Source organism: Parachlamydia sp., assembly GCF_050255895.1.
Classification (GTDB): domain Bacteria; phylum Chlamydiota; class Chlamydiia; order Chlamydiales; family Parachlamydiaceae; genus Parachlamydia; species Parachlamydia acanthamoebae.
This window is the reverse complement of record NZ_JBFWIR010000063.1, coordinates 1-19,369: the sequence shown is the minus strand read 5'-3', so window position 1 is coordinate 19,369 and position 19,369 is coordinate 1. Positions and strand designations below refer to the sequence as shown.

16 protein-coding genes and 1 pseudogene are annotated in these 19,369 nt (G+C 37.9%); 10 read left to right on the top strand and 7 right to left on the bottom strand.

Annotated elements, in window-relative coordinates; genetic code table 11:
• Window positions 1–753 precede the first annotated feature (753 nt).
• Window positions 754–1,242 (top strand): DUF6790 family protein, encoded by a 489-nt coding sequence (locus AB7E63_RS10710; protein ID WP_006340763.1) that lies wholly within the window; start codon window positions 754–756, stop codon window positions 1,240–1,242.
• A complete protein-coding gene (locus tag AB7E63_RS10705; protein WP_006340764.1) occupies window positions 1,239–2,705 on the top strand; it encodes an FAD-binding protein in 1,467 nt (488 codons plus the stop codon). Before AB7E63_RS10710 ends, AB7E63_RS10705 begins: the two co-directional genes overlap by 4 nt.
• Here the strand turns inward: AB7E63_RS10705 and AB7E63_RS10700 are convergent.
• Both AB7E63_RS10700 and AB7E63_RS10695 read right to left on the bottom strand, forming a co-directional pair.
• Entirely contained in the window at window positions 2,689–3,840 is a 1,152-nt protein-coding gene (locus AB7E63_RS10700) for a hypothetical protein (RefSeq protein WP_006340765.1), read from the bottom strand. The genes AB7E63_RS10705 and AB7E63_RS10700 overlap by 17 nt on opposite strands.
• 15 nt (window positions 3,841–3,855) lie before the next feature.
• Window positions 3,856–4,677: an outer membrane protein gene (locus AB7E63_RS10695; RefSeq protein ID WP_006340766.1), complete on the bottom strand. Its 822-nt coding sequence runs from the start codon at window positions 4,675–4,677 to the stop codon at window positions 3,856–3,858.
• Between the two features lie 273 nt (window positions 4,678–4,950).
• On the opposite strand from AB7E63_RS10695, the gene AB7E63_RS10690 reads away from it, so the two are divergent.
• From AB7E63_RS10690 to AB7E63_RS10655, 8 genes are all read left to right on the top strand, one after another.
• Window positions 4,951–5,688: a hypothetical protein gene (locus AB7E63_RS10690; protein ID WP_006340767.1), complete on the top strand. Its 738-nt coding sequence runs from the start codon at window positions 4,951–4,953 to the stop codon at window positions 5,686–5,688.
• Between the two features lie 80 nt (window positions 5,689–5,768).
• On the top strand, window positions 5,769–6,917 hold the full coding sequence (locus AB7E63_RS10685) for a DUF3419 family protein (RefSeq protein WP_428419471.1): 1,149 nt from the start codon (window positions 5,769–5,771) through the stop codon (window positions 6,915–6,917).
• 365 nt (window positions 6,918–7,282) lie between these two features.
• Window positions 7,283–7,789: a tetratricopeptide repeat protein gene (locus AB7E63_RS10680; protein WP_059358871.1), complete on the top strand. Its 507-nt coding sequence runs from the start codon at window positions 7,283–7,285 to the stop codon at window positions 7,787–7,789.
• 77 nt (window positions 7,790–7,866) lie between these two features.
• A complete protein-coding gene (locus AB7E63_RS10675) occupies window positions 7,867–8,997 on the top strand; it encodes a hypothetical protein (protein WP_428419469.1) in 1,131 nt (376 codons plus the stop codon).
• 371 nt (window positions 8,998–9,368) lie between these two features.
• A complete protein-coding gene (locus AB7E63_RS10670) occupies window positions 9,369–11,261 on the top strand; it encodes a tetratricopeptide repeat protein (RefSeq protein ID WP_006340771.1) in 1,893 nt (630 codons plus the stop codon).
• A gap of 242 nt (window positions 11,262–11,503) precedes the next feature.
• Window positions 11,504–12,121 (top strand): putative 2OG-Fe(II) oxygenase, encoded by a 618-nt coding sequence (locus AB7E63_RS10665; protein ID WP_013924938.1) that lies wholly within the window; start codon window positions 11,504–11,506, stop codon window positions 12,119–12,121.
• Window positions 12,122–12,343: 222 nt separating this feature from the next.
• Window positions 12,344–14,236, top strand: coding sequence for a tetratricopeptide repeat protein (locus tag AB7E63_RS10660; protein ID WP_059358877.1), 1,893 nt, complete (start codon window positions 12,344–12,346; stop codon window positions 14,234–14,236).
• A 94-nt stretch (window positions 14,237–14,330) separates the two neighbouring features.
• A complete protein-coding gene (locus AB7E63_RS10655) occupies window positions 14,331–14,786 on the top strand; it encodes a DoxX family protein (protein WP_013924935.1) in 456 nt (151 codons plus the stop codon).
• A gap of 5 nt (window positions 14,787–14,791) precedes the next feature.
• Here AB7E63_RS10655 and ribH read toward each other — a convergent pair whose 3' ends face one another.
• The 5 genes and pseudogenes from ribH to AB7E63_RS10630 form a co-directional block, all read right to left on the bottom strand.
• Window positions 14,792–15,256 carry a 6,7-dimethyl-8-ribityllumazine synthase gene (gene ribH / locus AB7E63_RS10650; protein WP_013924934.1) on the bottom strand — a complete coding sequence of 155 codons (465 nt, stop codon included), beginning with the start codon at window positions 15,254–15,256 and terminating at the stop codon, window positions 14,792–14,794.
• 10 nt (window positions 15,257–15,266) lie between these two features.
• Window positions 15,267–16,478: a bifunctional 3,4-dihydroxy-2-butanone-4-phosphate synthase/GTP cyclohydrolase II gene (locus AB7E63_RS10645; RefSeq protein ID WP_059358879.1), complete on the bottom strand. Its 1,212-nt coding sequence runs from the start codon at window positions 16,476–16,478 to the stop codon at window positions 15,267–15,269.
• Entirely contained in the window at window positions 16,475–17,113 is a 639-nt protein-coding gene (locus tag AB7E63_RS10640; protein WP_006340777.1) for a riboflavin synthase, read from the bottom strand. The genes AB7E63_RS10645 and AB7E63_RS10640 overlap by 4 nt, the downstream gene beginning before the upstream one ends.
• Window positions 17,114–17,115: 2 nt before the next feature.
• Window positions 17,116–18,975, bottom strand: coding sequence for a hypothetical protein (locus tag AB7E63_RS10635; RefSeq protein WP_428419464.1), 1,860 nt, complete (start codon window positions 18,973–18,975; stop codon window positions 17,116–17,118).
• A gap of 15 nt (window positions 18,976–18,990) precedes the next feature.
• A pseudogene (locus AB7E63_RS10630) lies at window positions 18,991–19,369 on the bottom strand (AAA family ATPase); the annotation flags it as partial.

The following is a 19,369-nucleotide window of genomic DNA, read 5'->3' as shown; positions in this document are numbered from 1 at the left end:
AACGGAGGCAATGCCTCCCAGAGGAATTAAATTTAAAGCCCAATCTTTTTTTGTCCAACCATCTGTGATGGAATCGCGAAAAAACGGTCTATTATTGTTGATACTCATATATTGTTGACACTCTAATTAAGTTTAATATTTATTAATATTATCATTTATTGGATTTTTTACTATTTAATTTATATTTTAAATATTTTTTACTTGTATTTATAATGATCTTAGGGCAATGACCAAAAAGGTTGAAATCCTTAACGTGCTTTATAATCCGAATTCTGAGCTGACCCCAGAATGAACGCAGGCATTTAGTGAGATTCATCGAAGCGATGGAAGATAGAAATATTGAAGTAGCAGAGTATATCGAGGAAGAATCGGAGCTCTCATGCAAAATAATGGCTTTGCGTTATGACTAATTTGAAAATAAAGATGCCTTAATTTTCTTAGCCTACTCAAACATGCTTGAGTAGGCTTGATCGATAAGTGGTTAATTTCAGCCTATGGTTTTTGATAAGTAAGCTAATTTGATTTTAGACTCAAAGCTCTCACCATAGCATCTATTTTCGTGACTTCGTTCTTTTTTGCTTCGGAAAGTAATTAGAGAAATGAGATCTTTTCGCTTACATCTTAGTTTGATTTTAGTGAATATCTAGATGTTTTTAAATATTATTTAAAATAATTTAATTACAAAGGAGTATTATTTCTTGAGTATTAAATAATTAATTTTAATAATTAAAATTAAAAACAAAGGGGGAATTCATGAGCATTATTCTTATCCTATTTGCAGCCAGCTTCTTAGGTTTTTTTCTGCATTTGGCGCTCAGTAAGGAAGAGCGTACACTAGGAGAAAAAGCCGAGCTCTTCCTCCTTTACCAAATTGTATTTAACGTCGGCTTAATTAGTTTTTTATCATTTTATGGATTTATTTTTCTCCCAGAGCTTGTTGCGGAAAAATTAGGGTGGCCAACCTGTCCTTTCCAACATGAGATGGGAAATGTCAACCTAGCCTTCGGTGTTTTGGGGATTTTGGCCATTTGGCTTCGGGGTAACTTCTGGACAGCTATTGTGATTGGAGTATCTATTTGGCTCTTAGGAGATGCAGTTGGGCATGTAGTGGATATGGTACAAAATAATAACTACGCTGAAGGAAATGTCGGTATTCCGCTTTACACCGATATTGCCATTCCTGTGGTTCTTTTAATTGCTTTCTACTTTTGGAAGAAATACCAACCAGGAACAAATCAATGACATTGTCTTACAAGACACGCATTCAACATGATGCGGATGTAGAAAAGATTCGCGAACGCTTTCTTGAGCTTCGCGAGTCTCCTCATGATCCAACGATGAGGCAAGCACAGCCTTCGCATATGATGCGAAGTTCAAATCTCTATCGAAAATGGAGACAAGAACTTGGCTTAGATGTCCTTTCTCATGTGATTGAAATTGATCCCATTCAAATGAAAGTGATTGTTGAACCACAAGTCTCGATGGATGAATTGAGTCGGTTAACTTTGGAAAAAAAATGCATGGTTCCTGTTATCCCAGAATTCAAGGGAATCACTGTAGGGGGAGCGATCAATGGGACAGCTCTTGAAAGTAGCTCGCATCTCCATGGACTATTCCATGATATTTGCTTGGCTTATCATATTTTGATTGGAAATGGGGAAATTATCCGTGTTTCGGCAACTGAGCATCCTGATTTATTCCATGGCATTTCTGGTTCATTTGGTTCCCTCGCGATTCTACTTCTGGTAGAGCTTAGATTAATCCGGGCGGCATCACATATTGAATTAACTTACCATCCTTGCGAAAACATTCAGAGAAGCCTTGCGCGTATTCAAGATTTGCACGAACAAGCACATCCGCCCGAATTTCTTGAAGGGATTGTTTTTTCAAAAGATCAAATAGTTGTAATTGAAGGGCGGTGGTGTCAAAACGATCAATTACCCCTTTTAAATTTATCTCTTCCCTGGAGTCCCTGGTATTATTCACATGTGCGTAAAGCCTGCTTTGAGCAAGCAATAAAAGCCGAAAAAATCACCACATTTGACTACCTTTTTAGGCATGATTGTGGGGCTTTTTGGATGGCAGCTTATGGCTTGCATTGGGAGCTACTTACGCGATATTACTTGGAGGGGCGTTTAGGATTATCAGACCTTAGTTACAAAACTTTTGGTTCTTTAGAGTTTGAAAAGTTTTCTGCTCTAAAAGATCCCAGCTTTATCCAGCGCTTCTTATTGAATTGGCAACTATCTAGCCAAAAGCTTTACAATATGTTTCATGCAACAAAGTCTAGGTGGTTTGAGAATCGTTTTATCATCCAAGATTATTTTATTCCCCTAGACCATACTGAAACGTTTGTTGAATTTATTATGGAGAAGGTTGGTATTTTTCCTTTATGGCTATGTCCGATTAAATCTACAACCCATCCCCAAATTTTAGCACCCCATTGGGGAAATGGAATGTATGTAGATGTAGGTGTCTATGGGATGCCAAAGCATACAGCTTCCTTAAAGACGATCCACACAGAATTGAATCAATTGATGCAACACCTGGATGGCCGCAAAATGCTTTACAGTTTTTGCGGCTATACAGAAGAAGAGTTTTGGAGTATTTACAAAAAGACTCCTTATCTTGATTTAAGACAGCGCTACTACGCCTCAGATGTTTGGCCATCGATTGAAGAAAAGGTTCTCAATACTTTTCCATAAAAGGAATGGCGACAGAATTCATTGTGTGTTTAAGCAAAAACCAAGGGATTTTTCTCCCATAAGGAAGGTGACGAGCGTATACTGCCATATATTCTAAATAACTTTCTGCACGACGAACTTTTTTGTAAAATGATGCACCAGAGCTTTGATGAAGAATGAGTCCTTTTTCTTTGGCTTCTAGCGAAAGAATCGTGGAAAGGAGTCGATAAAGACCTGTAGATGTCGGAAGACTCGAATCATATCCAAAAAATGGAGATGTCATTAACCCATTGCGTATGTAATATCCTACTACACCATCAATACGCCCATCTTTTTTCAAAACACGGAAATGCATCAATCCTTCACTAATCAAATATTTTAAAAATTGAAGGTTTAACTGAGGATTCAATTCCGAGTATTTATCGATGTAAAGCTCTCTGTACAAATGTAAAACGCGCTCATACTCTTCATCAGCTAACTGCGTTTCATTCAAAATTTCATATTCACTTTCACGCATAAGCTTAAGATCACTTTTGAAAATACGTGTTTTAAAAACTTGCTCATTTTTTGTGTCAGTTAAAAAGACTTGCCTGCTAACAATCATATCGAAAGCATTGTCTTTGAGGGCTTGTAGAGATTGGGCATTTGTATAGGAATTGATTGAGCGAAAAGCGATGGCATGCAGGGGAAAAAGATTTTTTAGTGTATTAGAAATTAAATCAATTTCTTGCGGTGTGAATTCTGTTGCATAAAGATCTGTCGAAAATAACCAATTATTGACATAGACCACTTTGTTGATTTTTCCGGCTTTCAAAATTTTGCCAAATCCATTTAGCGCATTTTTTGCAAAGGATTGAATCCATTTCCCTTCAATGAGATGCAGGGATTGACTGGCATAAGAGATGTAATGACCATATGGAGAACAGACATAAGATGTTGTGTAAGAGTTTTGAGTCACAACGAGAGGTAAAATGTGGTCGTTTACTTTCAATATCTGCATTTCTGCATCGATATTATCAATGTAATGGGAAACTCCTTTTGTCACTAAAGGAGTTAGAAATTTGCGGGCATATTCCCCGTCAGGGGTAGCAGGCCAAATTAATTGGTCGATTGTTTTAGAATTAAAAACCTGAATAGAATTTTGACTATTGCTCATCCTGCAGCCCTATTTTTAAAGTCGGTAGATAAATTGCAAGTTAACTCCCCAGATTGTGAGTTTCGTATCTGCGAAAGAGAATGGAAAGCTGAAATGTCTTCCATAATGGCGCGATTCATAAAAAGGAACGAGCGCAATATCAATGTGATTGCACGGAGGGCAATAATGATAAGTGATAGGCAGTTCAACACGATGATTTGTCTTGTCTTGGATCTTTAATGTGGTCGATCCAAATTCCGGATCGTGCGATACCTTGCAGCGTGCGTCATACATGAACCACGCTTTATAGTTAAGTCCCACACCAAAATTATTCGCGACTTCTATGTTCGATAAAAATCCGACTGCCCAATAAGGAAAGCGGGTAAGAAAATGTAAATGGATGGGGGAGGGGTGGCGATAAGCATTTTTTTCCCATGCATAGCCAATTCCCACATAGGGTGTAAAAGAAGGTTGATACCAACATTTACTTTGAAGGGTATATCCAAAGCGTCCTTCCACATTGCTATCTGTGAACGTTGACTTTAATTTATGGCCATTCCCTGAATGTCCACAGAGTGATCCTTGTGCCCAGTGACCTTCGACGCCCCAATAAAGACCAAAACGTTTGATTCTTTCATAACCTAGGCGTCCTCCATAAATCCAACCATTTTGTTTGGTTCCACCTTCTCGCGTTCTGTGAACATGATAGAACTCTGGCCCAATGTAAAATTTATGAGGAAATGGGAGAGGTCTATCGCAAATATCCTCGCATTCTTCTGCGGATATAGTTAGAGTCTTCACGAGAATTAGATATAAAGTGGAAAAAATCACAAAGACTGTAAAGTAATATCTCTTCATATGTGCCTAGGGGTTGCACAACAAAAATCAAACTGAATTTTTATTGTAATTTTTTTTCGTTATACATGTGAAAGGAAAAGCTTGTCAACTTTTCAAGAAAAAAATCGCATCTTGGAGTGTTTAATATTTTTTTAAAAAATCACCTTGAACACAATATTTAAATTGACTATAGATCTTTTTTATCTAGATTTTAATGCTAAAGCACTTCCCGAAACTTTTTGGAAAGACATCCAAAACAACGTGTAAGGTGCATTTTAAAACAAAGGAAATAGTATGAAGGCCAAAAAAATTGCTTTATTAATGGCAGGCGCAGTGACAAGCTTGCTTCCTTCAGTCGCTTTTACAAATGAAGTTGTCCTAGATAATTCTTCAGGAGAGAATACCATCATTCAAATTCAACCTCAAGATTATTTTTTATCTACAATTGAGACGATTGGTGCTTATTTAGATCTGCAAAATTACGAAGAAAATAATGGCCTTTACTTCTCGAATGAAAAAACTTTTAACATTGAAGTTTGCATGTCTCAAGAGGGTGTAAAAGCTAAAGTTTCAAAGGCCAAACAAATTCAGCGTAATTACAATAAAGGACTTACGCAACAAGAAAGAGATGATATTCGCTATATTGTTAAAACTCTTGCGAATAACAATGTGCTTGAAATCTGGGGACATAAGTCGGCCCTAAAAAAAGCTGGAGATCGTATTGATCATGTTCATCCTCTTCGTTTTCTTGAATGTATTTTTTCCGACAATGAATTGAAAGCGTGCATGGCGAGTTTGAAAGGCAAGACAATGGTATGGGATGACTTTTTAAAAGGTTTAAAGAAAAGTTTTGGTCAAGAATCCAAAAATGGAAATTTAAACACATCCTTTATTCAAGATTTTGCTAAACGAGTCAATGTGGATTCCAGTCTTCTTATTCCACCAATCCAAAGTCAAGAGTGGGAAAAGCTTGTGAATGTTTTAATATCCAAAGTTCCAGGCGCACAGGGGGATGACCGCTATAACATGTAAAATTTTTGCAGTAATGCAGCTTAATGATAAGGATGAGACCCTCAAATTTGCAACTGATGCTTTTTAGCCATGGAGTAAGAATGCCTGATTTTTTTGAGAGACTTAATTATAGCTTTGGGAACGAAGATTGGCGTACGGAGCAGCAAGCACTGAATATTCAACCGCAAGATACGGTTTTATGTATTACTGCAAGTGGGGATCGGCCATTACATTTACTTTTAAATGACTGTAAAGAGCTTATTTCTATAGATGCAAACCCTATTCAAAATTATCTTTTAAGCTTGAAGCGCGCGGCTATGCAGGCATTTGATTTTCCAAACTATCTGAATTTTTTAGAGGGTCGTTTGGAAAATCAAGCTTCAGATTCCTTGCATAAGCTTTTGCCATTCATGGATGGTGATGCCGCGCATTATTGGATGCATCAGGCATCAATGTTAGACAAAGGAATTCTTTTTCAGTGGCATATTGAGAGTATTTTTAAACACGTTTCGATGTTGTTTCGATGTTTAAGACCAAAGAAAGTGAAGCGTATTTTCGAATTTGAAAATTTAGAAGAACAAAGGAAGTTTTTGCATGCAGAGTGGGACACGCTTTTTTTAAGAAAGCTTTTCGTCTTTGCATTAAATCCGATCTTTCCACGTGTTTTTTTTAATGATCCAGGTTTATTTGCACATGTCGATTCGACGATACAAGTTGGAGCATATATTTACGACCGCATGCTTCAGTGCTTGCAGGGATGTTTAGCTAGTGAAAATGCTTTTGTTTCCTTGATGTTTCAGGGAGCATTAAAAAAAGACTTCTATCCGCCTTATTTGACTGCAAAAGGGACTGAGGTTATTAAACCCCGATTGGATAAAATCAAAATAAAAACAGAGAATGTGATCAATTATTTAAAACGAGTACCAGACCGCACCTTTGATGCTTTTTCTTTATCAGACATTGCATCATATATGTCGAAGGAAAGTTTTGACGAACTCATGCAAGCTGTTTATCGAACAGCTAAACCCGGAGCACGTTTCTGTATTCGGCAATTTTCTTCAAACCATCAAATTCCTATTCATCTCAAACCTTATTTTCAAAGAGATATAAATCTAGAGAAAAAGCTAGAGGCTGAAGATTACTTTTTTGTTTATCGTTTCTTAACGGGAGAAATATTTGTTCCGGAACATGAAATGTTCCAGAGTAAGAACAAAATGACAAGAGGGGATCTACAAGCAATTGCGAGTTAATAAAAGAGATGTGCTTGAAAATTTTGCTTTCACGACTTCGAGATGAGCAATCTTCTCAAAGAGCAAAGCTTTAGCATTATGTCATGTAGAGGAAAGTGCCTAAATTATTTGAGCCTTTCCTCTAAATGTTTAATAAAACGCTTCCATAATAGCCTTATCCTATCTCCATCAGGCAACAATAATATCGTCATATTAGCCATTTTGGTGAAGGCGAAATGCTTCACAAATCATTGATTAGAAGGAATAAACCTCAATAAATTCTTCTTGACGGCTAATTTTTAATCCAACATAATTCCCTTCCTAATTACATTGTTTATCTTTCAAATTAACAAAATACATATTAAGCCCTATTAAGGAGACCAAGGATGAAGCTACGATCTCTAGTTATACCAGTGCTTTTCTTTGCATTTGGTTCGACAAGCTATCTTAGTGCACATAATCTCACCGAAAACAGTCCTAAAAAAGAAGAATTTAAAGGGGCTGATTATAATCTTTTGAAAAAAAAGGCACATAAAAGCGCCAAAGCAGGTCGCACTGATCAGGCTTTACAGGAAGTCAATTTGCTCATTTCCCAGCAACCTGATTCTCCATGGGGTTATAAACTTCGTGCAAACATCTACTTTTTTGACAAAAAGTATCAGGAAGCCTTGAGCGATTTCAATCAAGTCATAAGATTAAGACCCTCTTGTGCAAATGCTTATGTGGATAGAGCTATTGTTTATCTTGCTATGGATGATCTAGAATCAGCGACAAAAGATATTGAAAAAGCCATTGAAATCAAACCGATGAGTGCTTTTGCCTATTGCGTACGTGAAAAAATTTACATTGCAAAAGCTCAGACTGACATCAAAACTCGTGGCAAGAAAAAATAACTTTTCCAATAGCCACAAGCTTCTTGATCTTTTCTTATTTGCTTGTGGCTTTTGATAGACTTTTCTTGGGAGGAAAAATGATTCCAATCAAAAATATCGGATTAACAAATATCCCCACAAAAAATATTCCCCATAAAAACTCAAAAAAAGTCTCTTTTTATTATCTCCATCATAATTTCTATCTTTGCGCTGAAAGAGAATTGCAGCAAGGGATATCCGTATCTCAGGAAATCGTTTCAAAAATCGAAGCTTGCATGCAAAACATCCTCCAAAAGAAAGAAGGAAATGGACTAAAACTTTACCATAGCCAAGAAATTAATCGAGTATTTACCTTAGACCTTGCTCCGGAACTTATTTTTAAACTGAAGATTCCTGGTAGCACGCAAACAATGAAAGCTCGCTATCAAGCCATGATTCATGCTCAAACAATTATCCACATGCATCAGCTTGGATTATTGGTCATTCCAAATGCTAAATTATTCGTTCTTCAAGTAGAGGAGAAAGAGTACGAGATTATTGCAGAACGTAAACTCGATGTTAATTCAGATGAAGATATCCAAGAACATTATTTTCATATTTTTTCTGATACTCTCACTCAGGCCATAAACCAGCTTGCTAAATTTATTATTTGCTCAGGTTACAGTGATGTGACATGGCGCAACAATCCAGTTTTGCATAACAGTTTAGATACATGCGGAAACAGAAAGATTGCGTTGATTGATTTAGAGGAAAATGATGGCGCTGAGGCCGGTTTATTTGGAGGCTTAGCTAGAGGATTAGTTGGGTGTACCAATGAAGTGCAGGCGAAATCCATTGCTCTCATTGCTCACCATCATGGCTTTAGTATGCAGCTTTTTGCAAGTGCATTTTTTAGAAGAAGAAATGAGTTAATCGAAGGGCATTTGCTTAGTCAATTTTATGCCAAAAAAGGGATCACTTTGGGAAATGAATTGATTCAAATTGGTGAAGATCTTCTCACATCATTTGATCTTCAGGAAAAAAAGCTGGTTTACACAATCATCCATATCATAAATGAGCAAATTTCACTTCTAAATTCAGAGCTTCCTAAAATTCGGCGTTATGTCTATATTACTTCACCGTTTGAAGTATCAGCAAAAATTGAGGCTATTTTAAAAAAACTAGTTGAACTAGAAGTTATCTTTAAAATTGTTAAAAAAGATATCGGAAGTTATTTTATTCAAGCCTGATATTTATAAAAAATTAAAAGTTTTCTCAAAATAATATTAGACTAAATTTTATGCTGATATTTGAACAATCAAAGTTAGCTTAATGGATTAGAAGATCGCAATAGCAAGTCTGAGTTTGGTATCAAAAAGGTTCTCTCAAAGCCGATTATCGAATTGGGAAACTTGTCTGAAGAGACAATAACTCTCTGATAAAGAAAAGAGATGGGTCTCATGCGCGAAGTTATACGAATTGATGAACTAATGGCTTCTAAACGATCACTTAAATCGAGCTAACTCGGAGAGAAGAATTGTTTTTTTTGTATTTGAATCTAAATAAAAAAGATCTACGTGGTTTCTAATTAATTCAAAATTCTTATATGGTAAAGAGATAAATGAATTCCTTATTTTTTCAGGGTTATGTTGAAAAAGATAGACTTATACTTCCCAATGACAATCACGGTATTCGAATCGAAGGACGAATCGTTGGATGTATCAAAGATTTGTTCGCTTATTTTGGTATGGGAAAAGGTACGATTGCAATACAAGGAACAAACCATAAAATTTGGCGGCTAAATAAACAAAGCGCAATTAATTGGCTCCATACAATTGGGGACAAAACTGATCTAGTTGGTTTGGATCAAAAAAACAATCAAATTATTTCTGATAAAGTCACCTATTTATATGTAAAAAAAAGAGCTGAACGTTCAGCAACCTCTTGTTTTTACCTTGGGTATTTATATGAATTAGGAATTGGGGTTGAACAATCTTATGAAGAGGCTTTTCTGAATTACAAAAAAGCACTTCAACACCAAAGTCATCATCCTTATTACTTGCTTGCTCATCTCAAAATGGGGGATTTTTTAGCGAAAGGAATAGGAACACTGGTTGATAAAGACCAAGCTCTATCTCATTATGATCAAGCTTTTGGAGGTATGAATTGTCTCGTAATAGGTATCGATCTAAAAAGGCGAAAAATTCATGATAAAAACTTCGACCTGCATGTTTTCCTCGCAGATATGTATGAAGAAGGAAAAGGGGTGAAAAAATCTCCAGAAGAAGCAACCATGCATTATCAAAAAGCTGCTGATCAAGGCAATGCCTACGCCCAAGGCGCTTTAGCATTAAAATACTTAAATGGCTCTGGAGTGACAGCTTCAGTCAGTAAAGCAAAAAAGCTTGCTCACCAATCCGCTAAAAAAAGGCATCCATTTGGGCAATATGTTTTGGCCTTAATCTATGAAAGGAAGGGAGAAACACTCCTTGCAAAAAAATGGATAGAAAAAAGTGCCAGTCAAGGTTTTGCGTTAGCCCAACAACATTTAGCACGACTCTGTGCTGCAAATGGATCTAATGAGCAATCGCTTGAATTATATAAAAAAGCAGCCTTGCAAGGACTATCTGAAAGTCAGTTTCAAGTTGGAAGGATGCTTCAAGAAGAAGATGTGCAAAGATATGAGATTTCTAATGAAGATGTGGTTTCATGGTATAAAAAATCCGCTGAACAAGACAATGTTGAGGCTCAAATTGCCTTAGGGATGTTGTACTATGCGGAACAAGAAGAAAATGCATCGCTCGAGCAGACTTTGTATTGGCTAAAAAGGGCTTCGGCATTGAACCCCGAAAGAGTTAAACTAAAATTGGATCAAATGCGCAATGATCTAGAGATTGATGCTAACAGTGGAAATATTCAAGCACAGCTCAATTTAGGGGAATTGCATCGCTCAACTGACGAAACATTCAATTGGTATGAAAGAGCTGCTGAACAAGGATCTGCTGAAGCAGAATATCGCTTAGCAAATCTGTATGCAAATGAATCAGAAGCGAATGCGCTTAAGTATTATCGAAGGGCGGCAGACAAGGGGCATCCTCTCGCACAGTACCAATTAGGTATTTGGTATTTTGATGGTCGTAATCCAATGGAAAATCTCAAAGGGGCTGTTAAACTTTTAAAACAATCAGCTCAGCAGAATTGCACAAAAGCAAGAGATTTTCTCTTTAAAAGACAAATTGACGATAATGTGCAACTAAAGTCATTAAAACATGACTTTTTGGTAAAAATTGATGGGTCATCACTCTCTAAATCAATTTCTTTTATGGAATTATTTGAAACAGTTGAATATAAGAGATCTATCTTTAAGAATAGCCCTCGTTCCCTTGAATTACTTGAAAAAGACATTGAAGATTTAACGACTAGTTTAAATGCTCATCTAAAAGTCCATTTAGATTGGAGCAAGGAATTATTAGAAAAAGCCGATGAACGTTTACAATTTTCTAATAATGCGTGATCTTTTTAGAAAACAGGCAGATCCGTATAAGATTTCCTGTTTGCAGTATTCTATTTGCCATCTTATCTAGAATTTTGGTATCGACAAAATTAAAAAAATAAGTTAATTAAAATTTAAAATCTCAGAGATCTCTTCGAAATCGTATAGTGCGTAAGACGAAGGAGATTTGTATCTTTGGTTTTGTCCAAATCTCGGCCTCCTATAGGTCGAATGATACCATTTATGGAGTAGCAAGGATTTCTATGAATAAAAAGAATTTTAAGCCATTACAGCTTATCCAACAGTTCCCATTAAAAAACGATGTCTTGAATCAAAAGTTGGAACAGTATGTTGCGAGTGAGATGGAACGTACTCAAAATGATAAAAAAGAACAGCATAGCAACATCGGCGGGTGGCAAAGTAAGCGAGATCTTCATGCTCATTTAGCGGATGATTCTTCAAAAGGTTTATTGCTTGAGTTGTTTCAGAGCTTTTCAGCTCCTATGTCCCAATACATCAGTTCTTGCAGTGAGCTATTCAATGTTCAGTCAAATGAAAATTATGACTGGAATTATACAGGAGCCTGGTTTAATGTTGCTGTTCGTGGCGGTTACAATGCTCCTCATGTCCATCCATTAAGCCAGATTAGTGCAGCCTATTATATCTATACTGAAGAGCCTTCATCTGAATATCCATTCAGTGGAAGAATAGATTTTATTATCGATAACATTACTTATCACTTTTTCCCGAAACCGGGCACTCTCATCCTTTTTCCAAGCGATACTCTCCATTTTGTTCATCCTTATTACGGCAGTACCCCAAGGATTAGTCTTAGTTTTAACGTAAATAACGTCCACACTGTGCATCTTCTCCCAACATGATGAAGTAATTCACATTCAATATGGGGAAGCGAATATGATATTAAACAACGACTCCCCCGTCTAATTTAATCTTCCCCCTCTATTTCTCTATTTGATACACTCTATCGGTCAGTTAATCCACATTGTGGTTTGGAAACATTGACGTTTTTATTAAGCTAATATTATAATAAAACATAAAGTGTTATAAAAAAATTGATTTTTCCTTAATAAGAGGTGAATTTTATGTCTATTAATTTTGAGGGGAATATTGAAAGTGGAAGATTAAAATTTGATGCAAACTTTTCCGAAAACAAAGGTATCAAAGACAAAGGAATCAAGGTTAATAAGGGAATTACTAAATTTGCTAAAAATGCCTTTGCAGCAATAGGTTTAGGTGGTGGGACTATAAAAATTTTTGGTCCAGATAACAAGGCCCTTCATATCAATAAGCAAAGTGCTATTAAGTGGATTAAAGCTCACGGAGAGAAAGCTGACACTGAAAATGTGGATAAATTGAGCAGTAAAGCAGTCGGCGAAAAAGTAGCGTACTTATATGTGCAAAAAAAAGCAGGGGAAGGTTCGAGAAGTGCTCTCCTTGAACTTGGCCATATGTACGAAACAGGCACAGGAGTTAAGCAATCTTATGAAAAAGCTGTCCAAAGTTATAGGGATGCAAGCCGTGAAGGCGATCTCACAGGCTCTATAGCCCATTTGAAATTAGGTGATTTAATTGAAAAGGGACTTGGTACGGAAATTAATAAAGCTGATGCAGGCTATCATTTTGGGAAGGCTTTTAAAGGAATTGAAAGAGAAGCAAAGCAAGGCAATTTACAGTGTCAGGTTTTTTTGGCTGATATGTATGAAGAGGGTAAAGGCATCCCTAAGTCTAAGGAAGAGGCTGCAAATTTGTACCAAAAAGCGGCCGATAAGGGAGATGCTTATGCGCAAGGAGCATTAGCACTCAAATATCTAAATGGATCTGGAGTCGATGAATCCCAAGACAAAGCTCTAGAGCTTGCACGCAAATCTGCTAAAAACGGACATCCTTATGGCCAATTTGTTTTGGGTTTAATCAATGAAAAAAATCAAAAACCTAAAATAGCCGAGAAATTGATAAAAAAAGCTGCTACTCAAGGATTTGCTCCTGCACAGCAAAAATTAGCGTCTATTTATGCAGATAATGATTTACTGCCTGATGCTTTAGCCTTTGGATGGTTTAAAAAAGCTGCTGACCAAGGATTGGCAGAAAGTCAGTACAAGCTTGGAGAAATGTATAGCAATGGAATGCTTAAGAGTCCAAAAAAAGCTGCCGAATGGTATGAAAAAGCAGCAAAGCAAAATCATCTTGTGGCTCAATACTCTCTAGGGAAAATGTACTTAATGGGCCAGGGTGTTGATGAGTCATTTCAAAAAGCGATTGGATGGTTAAATAAAGCCGGATCACAAGGTTTTGGATCTGCTCAAGCAGAATTGGCAACAATTAGTCATCAACTGGAAAGTGATGCTAATAAGGGTGATCTAGCTGCACAGCTTAAATTAGCAGGGATGTTTTTACAAATAGGTGAAAATGAAAAAGCGGTTAAGTGGTTTGAAATAGCTGCAAATAACTCGCCTGAAGCTCAATTGCAACTTGGGCAGCTTTATCGGGCGGGGAGAGGAGTTGTTAAATCAGATGAAAAAGCAGCCGAATGGTTTTTGAAAGCCGCAGAAAATGATAATGCTGAAGCCCAGTATCGTTTGGGTGCTATGTATTTTGAAGGAAAAGACACAGAACAAACTTTAGAAGCCGCTGTAAAATGGCTAGAGAGATCTGAGAAACTTGGAAATAGCTCAGCTGCTCGATTTCTTAGAAATCAAAAACAGATAGATGGCAATGAATTAAATCATTATAAAGAGTTATTTTTATATCAAATTGGTAGTGCAGTAGAAGACCTATCTACAGTGTCATTTGTTAATTTGAATCAAATTTTTACTGATGAATTGGAGCGGAGGCAGGGATCGGGAGAACCTCTGAGAACTTTGTTAAGTGCAAGAGATAACCTCACAAATAATTTAAGAAAACTTTTGAATGATAACTCTGAATTGAAAGCATTGCTAGAAAAAGCGGATGAACGTCTGGCTTTTGCTCAAAGCTAAGGGATGAGGGCGTCGCCTATCAAAGTAATTTTTATTAAAACTGGCGTAAAAACTTATCTTGGGTAACAATACCCTTTTAAAAGGAGTATTGATTATGGGTTTTCTACGAAGATTTTTTGGTGGCCTAAAACACTGGGGCGATCGCTTGCAAGATTTTCTACTGCTTGCGATAAGGCTCTTTTGGGGATATAATTTTTTTATAACTGGATATGGAAAGCTAGCGAATATTGAACCTGTGAGTTCATTTTTTGCATCGCTAGGATTTCCATTTCCCACTTTTAATGCCTATCTGGCTGGATCGGTGGAATGTTTTGGTGGCCTATTGTTACTCGTAGGCTTAGCTTCACGTTTTTCAGCTCTTTTGCTATCTGGAGTAATGATTGTTGCGTATTTCACAGCTCACGCTGAATCTGTGCGTCAAATTTTCCATGATCCGGATCTCTTTCTTAGTCAACCACCTTTTCTTTTTCTATTTGCCTCTTTACTTATCTTTTGTTTTGGTCCAGGAAGATTCTCTCTGGATGCCCTTTTCAAAAGATGGGCAAAATAGTCCAACTAGGTTTTTAACTGTCGTACCAAGTCCACCATTTCTAGAGCCGCTAATGCGGCTTCTGAGCCTTTGTTTCCATGTTTAGTCCCAGCTCTTTCCATTGCTTGTTCAATTGAATCAGTGGTTAAAACACCAAAAATAACAGGAATGCCTGTTTTAAGAGCGATATGTCCTAAATTTGAAGAAACTTGGGATGCAATTAGATCAAAGTGAGCTGTTGCACCACGAATTAAAGCTCCAAGAGTAATGATGGCATCATATTGTTCACTTTCAGCCATTTTTTGAGCAATCAAGGGAATTTCGTACGATCCCGGCACCCATGCGGTGTGAATTTGTTTGGCATCCACTCCATGGCGAATCAAAGTATCGATGGCTCCCGAGAGTAAACTTTTGGTAATCAATTCGTTAAAGCGAGCTACGACAATGCCAAAACGTTTACCTTTTCCATTAAAATTTCCTGAAATCTCCATAAAGTTTTCCTTATTTTGCATTGATCGTTAGTAAATGCCCTAATTTTTCTTGCTTTGTTTGCAAATAACGAAAATTTTCAGCCGTTGCAACAGAAATTAAGGGAACACGTTCTACAATTTGTAAGTCATATCCGGCTAATCCTCCATATTTGGCGGGATTATTAGATAATAAACGAATGGTGGTGAGACCTAAATCAGCTAAAATTTGGGCTCCCATTCCATATTCGCGTGTATCGACAGGAAAGCCGAGTTCTAGGTTGGCTTCGACAGTATCGCGGCCTTGCTCTTGAAGGCTATACGCACGCAATTTATGTCCTAAGCCGATTCCTCTTCCTTCGTGCCCGCGCAAATAGACGAGGACTCCCGATCCTTCTTTAGCGATTTTTTCGAGAGCTAAATCCAGTTGCTGCCCGCAGTCACATCGTTTTGAACCAAAGACATCTCCCGTTAAGCATTCAGAATGTACGCGGACGAGTACATTTTCTTTTTTAGCAACTTCACCTTTTACAAGCGCAATATGTTCGATTCCATCTAAATCAGATTGGTAAACATAGGCTGTGAATTCCCCGAATTCAGTGGGGATTTTTGCTTGGGATACACAATGAACAAGCTTTTCCCGTTTTCTACGATAACGAATAATATCTTCTACAGAAATAAGGGGAATTTGATGTGTTTCCGCAAACTTTTTTAGATCAGGTGCTCGTGCCATGGAACCGTCGTCGTTCACAATTTCTCCAATCACAGCTGCTGGGTAGAGATTAGCTAGACGACACAGATCGACAGCAGCTTCTGTATGCCCGGCTCTTTTCAAAACACCACCAGGACAATATTTAAGCGGAAAGATGTGTCCTGGACGGCCTAGATCATGGGGGCGTATATTTGGATCGATTAAGGCCTTTACGGTTAGCATACGGTCATATGCTGACACGCCTGTTGTTGTTCCATGCAAAGCATCTACTGACACAGTAAAGGCTGTTTTACGAGGGCCTGTGTTCTCCGTGACCATTTGGGGAAGTTGCAATTCTTCAAGCCTTTCTTCAAGCATGGGCATGCACAAAATTCCGGTCGAATGTCTGACCATAAAAGCAATGGTCTCAACGGTCACTTTGTCGGCCGCAATGATTAAATCTCCCTCATTTTCTCTTTCTGTATCATCAGAAATGATCACCATTTTCCCTTCGGAAAAGGTTTGAATGGCATTTTCAATAGACGAAAGATTCATGATAGATTTTCCTTTTTTGATGCGTTTCGAAAAGGCTCAGAAAGCTTTTCCATGTATTTTGCGAGTAAATCAACCTCAACATTCACGAACATGCCTGTCTTTTTTTGTCCCCATGTTGTCACAGCTTTTGTATGTGGGATGAGCGTTACAGAAAAAGAACGGTGATTAACCAGGCATACAGTTAAACTTACGCCATCGAGAGTAATGGATCCTTTTTCTACGATGTAGCGAAGCAGGTTTTGAGGGGGGGCAATCACAAATTCGTGGGATCCATCAGGTAAAGCTCGAATTGTTTCGATGGTTCCGATGCCGTCAACATGTCCCTGAACAAGATGTCCACCAAGCCGATCATTTAACTTCACGGAGCGCTCTAAATTCACAGCATCGCCGATTTTTAATTGTTGCAAGCTTGTTCTTTGCAACGTTTCTTTTACAGCATCAGCTGCCCACCATTGAGTTCCCGAAGAATCGGAGGTAATTTCAATAACAGTTAAGCAGCATCCATTAACGGCAATCGAGTCTCCAATTTTAGCGTCGGACAAAACGAGCTCAGCGTTAATTTCAATGCGCATTCCTTTTTCAGTGGCAATCATGTTGCGAATGATTCCCATTTCTTCAATTAAACCTGTAAACATAATTAAAAAATATATTCTCCCGCAATATCTCGTTTATCTCTTCCACTTAGCACATGAAACACGCGTAGCTTGTTTAGTGTGATAGGAGAGAGCTGTCCGTATGGGACGTAGACAATTTTTTTTCCGTATCGATTTGCGAAACTTTTTATAAAGGATCGAGGTGGCTTATTGGCAACATAGGTAATGAGAGGTTTAACAGCATAATCGATAGCGGCCATTAGCAGTACTTCTGCTTTAGAGCGACATTCTGCATAATCGGGATCTGTCCATACATCAAACATACGTCTGGGTGGATATGACATCATAAAGCCCCCATATTCGCAGCGACTAATTCCAGGTCCAACAACATTCTCTGTCATGGGTGTTGCATAAAAAGCCATATCGGATTCTTGATCGTGCTCACCCAACCAGGTGGTTCGCCACGGATATTTTTCATTTTTATTGGGATCTTCGCTTTGATCTTCATCGAAAATAATCACAACAGATCCCACTCCTTCGGGTGGTTTACCCCTCACTTTAACAAAGATTTTTTTCTCATGCCAGTGTCGAATGGTTTCTCTGGTATCAATCCCTTCTTCAAGGCTTGTGCTAAAGGGACGCGTGCGAGAACTTTCATCTAATAAAACTTGCTTTCCTTTCTTCTTTAAAAAATCCCCAAAGTTTTCGACTGCAATATCCTCAGGTGGGTACGAGCAAATGCTAAATGGGCTAGGGGGTTGAAATTTAAAAGTGGAGCGATCTTTACGTCTTTTAGTGAAAAACGTGTTTTTTCGTCCGGGAAGTTTCATATGAAAGCGAATAATTTTGCTGGGACCCCAGACATCTTCGATTTTAAGGGAAAGCTCAGGAAGAGAATCAATGTTGCGTCGATAAAGATATTCGGTGGCTAGCGCCCAGACTTCATAAGCATAATTATGATCAACACACCCTTTAGCTGCGCTTAATAATTGAAAGAGGGAGGGCATTAATTGGTTTTTAATAAGGGCGTAATTGCGCACAAATTTCATTAAGGCGCGTAAATGATATCCATGAAATTTATGACCCGTATTGTTTTGATAATGGACAGAGGCTTCTTTAAAGAGCTGATAAATGAGTTTTTGTCTATCGGGTGGAAACGCAAGTAAAGGGGCTTCAGGTGTCAGAGGATTATTTAGAGCTTCATTAAATTCGGAGCGTAACTTTTCATATTCTTTGGAAATCCAGCCACATTCTGCCATGACTTCGCGGGCCGAATCTTCGGTTAATGTACAAAGTTGAATCGTTTCACGTTGTGGGACTTCAAATGCAGGAAAATGGGATCGATCGATGAGTTCCAGCACGGACTGAATATGGCTCATGCCCCCAACAAATAGAATCTTATCATATGTGAAGCTAAGTTCTTTCAGGCGTTTAGCCATGTATAGCTCCCGATTTTTATCGAGCTGGGAATGCAGAGCGGGATTTCGACTTTTCTCATACAGATTATAGTATTGTTTAAGCGTGATTCTCTGGATGGCATAGGGATCAGGGATGGGTTCAGCGACATCGGGATAATTTTCCACGTCTAAATCAATGCAAAAAGCGGGGATATTGGCATCTTGTGCACTACGCAGGGCTTCGAATGCAGCGTCGCATGGTTCCGCCATGTAATAAAGAGAAGTTCCATTTGATTCAAAAGTTTGGACAACACTTAAATCGGGTAGGCGCGAGGCCGCATGTAAAATTTGCAGCTGCATGGTTTCAGGGAATTCCACGGCCACGCAATCTGGCTGGATTTCTTTAAAAGCTAAAAGGACCTGAGCAGCCATTTCCATATTATAATGGATAATGGGAATGGCATATATGTTCCCTTTCTGAATAAAAAAAGACTCTTCACCGTTCATGGAGATCCTATGGATTTAGAGAACATGCTCAAGAGCTTCATCACCTAAGGTCATAATGACAGCTTGTTGAAGTAGGCTATTCAAATTTACAGGTTTTCCTTCTAAACTTTTGATTCTTTTTGCGGCATATCGAGCAATATTAATTCCATCTCTGATTGTGTAATTCTCATTTTTATTGTGTGCATTTTGGAGAAAATTGACGACATAATCCATGATATGTTCATCCACAAAAGGAAGATTTTCTTTTAAAATTCGTTTTTCCTCTTCAGCTTCAGGGAAATCTAAATAAATTTGAGGTTGTAAGCGGCTATGCTCATTTTCAGGAATCTCATTGGTGGAGGCATCAGCGTTCTTAGTCTCGCAAATGCGTAAGTCTGGATGTGCTGAAATTTTC

Excerpts from the sequence above, each read along its gene's own strand:
- AB7E63_RS10710 (WP_006340763.1), top strand. The coding sequence starts at position 754 with ATGAGCATTATTCTTATCCTATTTGCAGCCAGCTTCTTAGGTTTTTTT.
- AB7E63_RS10705 (WP_006340764.1), top strand. The coding sequence starts at position 1,239 with ATGACATTGTCTTACAAGACACGCATTCAACATGATGCGGATGTAGAA.
- AB7E63_RS10700 (WP_006340765.1), bottom strand. The coding sequence starts at position 3,840 with ATGAGCAATAGTCAAAATTCTATTCAGGTTTTTAATTCTAAAACAATC.
- AB7E63_RS10695 (WP_006340766.1), bottom strand. The coding sequence starts at position 4,677 with ATGAAGAGATATTACTTTACAGTCTTTGTGATTTTTTCCACTTTATAT.
- AB7E63_RS10690 (WP_006340767.1), top strand. The coding sequence starts at position 4,951 with ATGAAGGCCAAAAAAATTGCTTTATTAATGGCAGGCGCAGTGACAAGC.
- AB7E63_RS10685 (WP_428419471.1), top strand. The coding sequence starts at position 5,769 with ATGCCTGATTTTTTTGAGAGACTTAATTATAGCTTTGGGAACGAAGAT.
- AB7E63_RS10680 (WP_059358871.1), top strand. The coding sequence starts at position 7,283 with ATGAAGCTACGATCTCTAGTTATACCAGTGCTTTTCTTTGCATTTGGT.
- AB7E63_RS10675 (WP_428419469.1), top strand. The coding sequence starts at position 7,867 with ATGATTCCAATCAAAAATATCGGATTAACAAATATCCCCACAAAAAAT.
- AB7E63_RS10670 (WP_006340771.1), top strand. The coding sequence starts at position 9,369 with ATGAATTCCTTATTTTTTCAGGGTTATGTTGAAAAAGATAGACTTATA.
- AB7E63_RS10665 (WP_013924938.1), top strand. The coding sequence starts at position 11,504 with ATGAATAAAAAGAATTTTAAGCCATTACAGCTTATCCAACAGTTCCCA.
- AB7E63_RS10660 (WP_059358877.1), top strand. The coding sequence starts at position 12,344 with ATGTCTATTAATTTTGAGGGGAATATTGAAAGTGGAAGATTAAAATTT.
- AB7E63_RS10655 (WP_013924935.1), top strand. The coding sequence starts at position 14,331 with ATGGGTTTTCTACGAAGATTTTTTGGTGGCCTAAAACACTGGGGCGAT.
- ribH (WP_013924934.1), bottom strand. The coding sequence starts at position 15,256 with ATGGAGATTTCAGGAAATTTTAATGGAAAAGGTAAACGTTTTGGCATT.
- AB7E63_RS10645 (WP_059358879.1), bottom strand. The coding sequence starts at position 16,478 with ATGAATCTTTCGTCTATTGAAAATGCCATTCAAACCTTTTCCGAAGGG.
- AB7E63_RS10640 (WP_006340777.1), bottom strand. The coding sequence starts at position 17,113 with ATGTTTACAGGTTTAATTGAAGAAATGGGAATCATTCGCAACATGATT.
- AB7E63_RS10635 (WP_428419464.1), bottom strand. The coding sequence starts at position 18,975 with ATGAACGGTGAAGAGTCTTTTTTTATTCAGAAAGGGAACATATATGCC.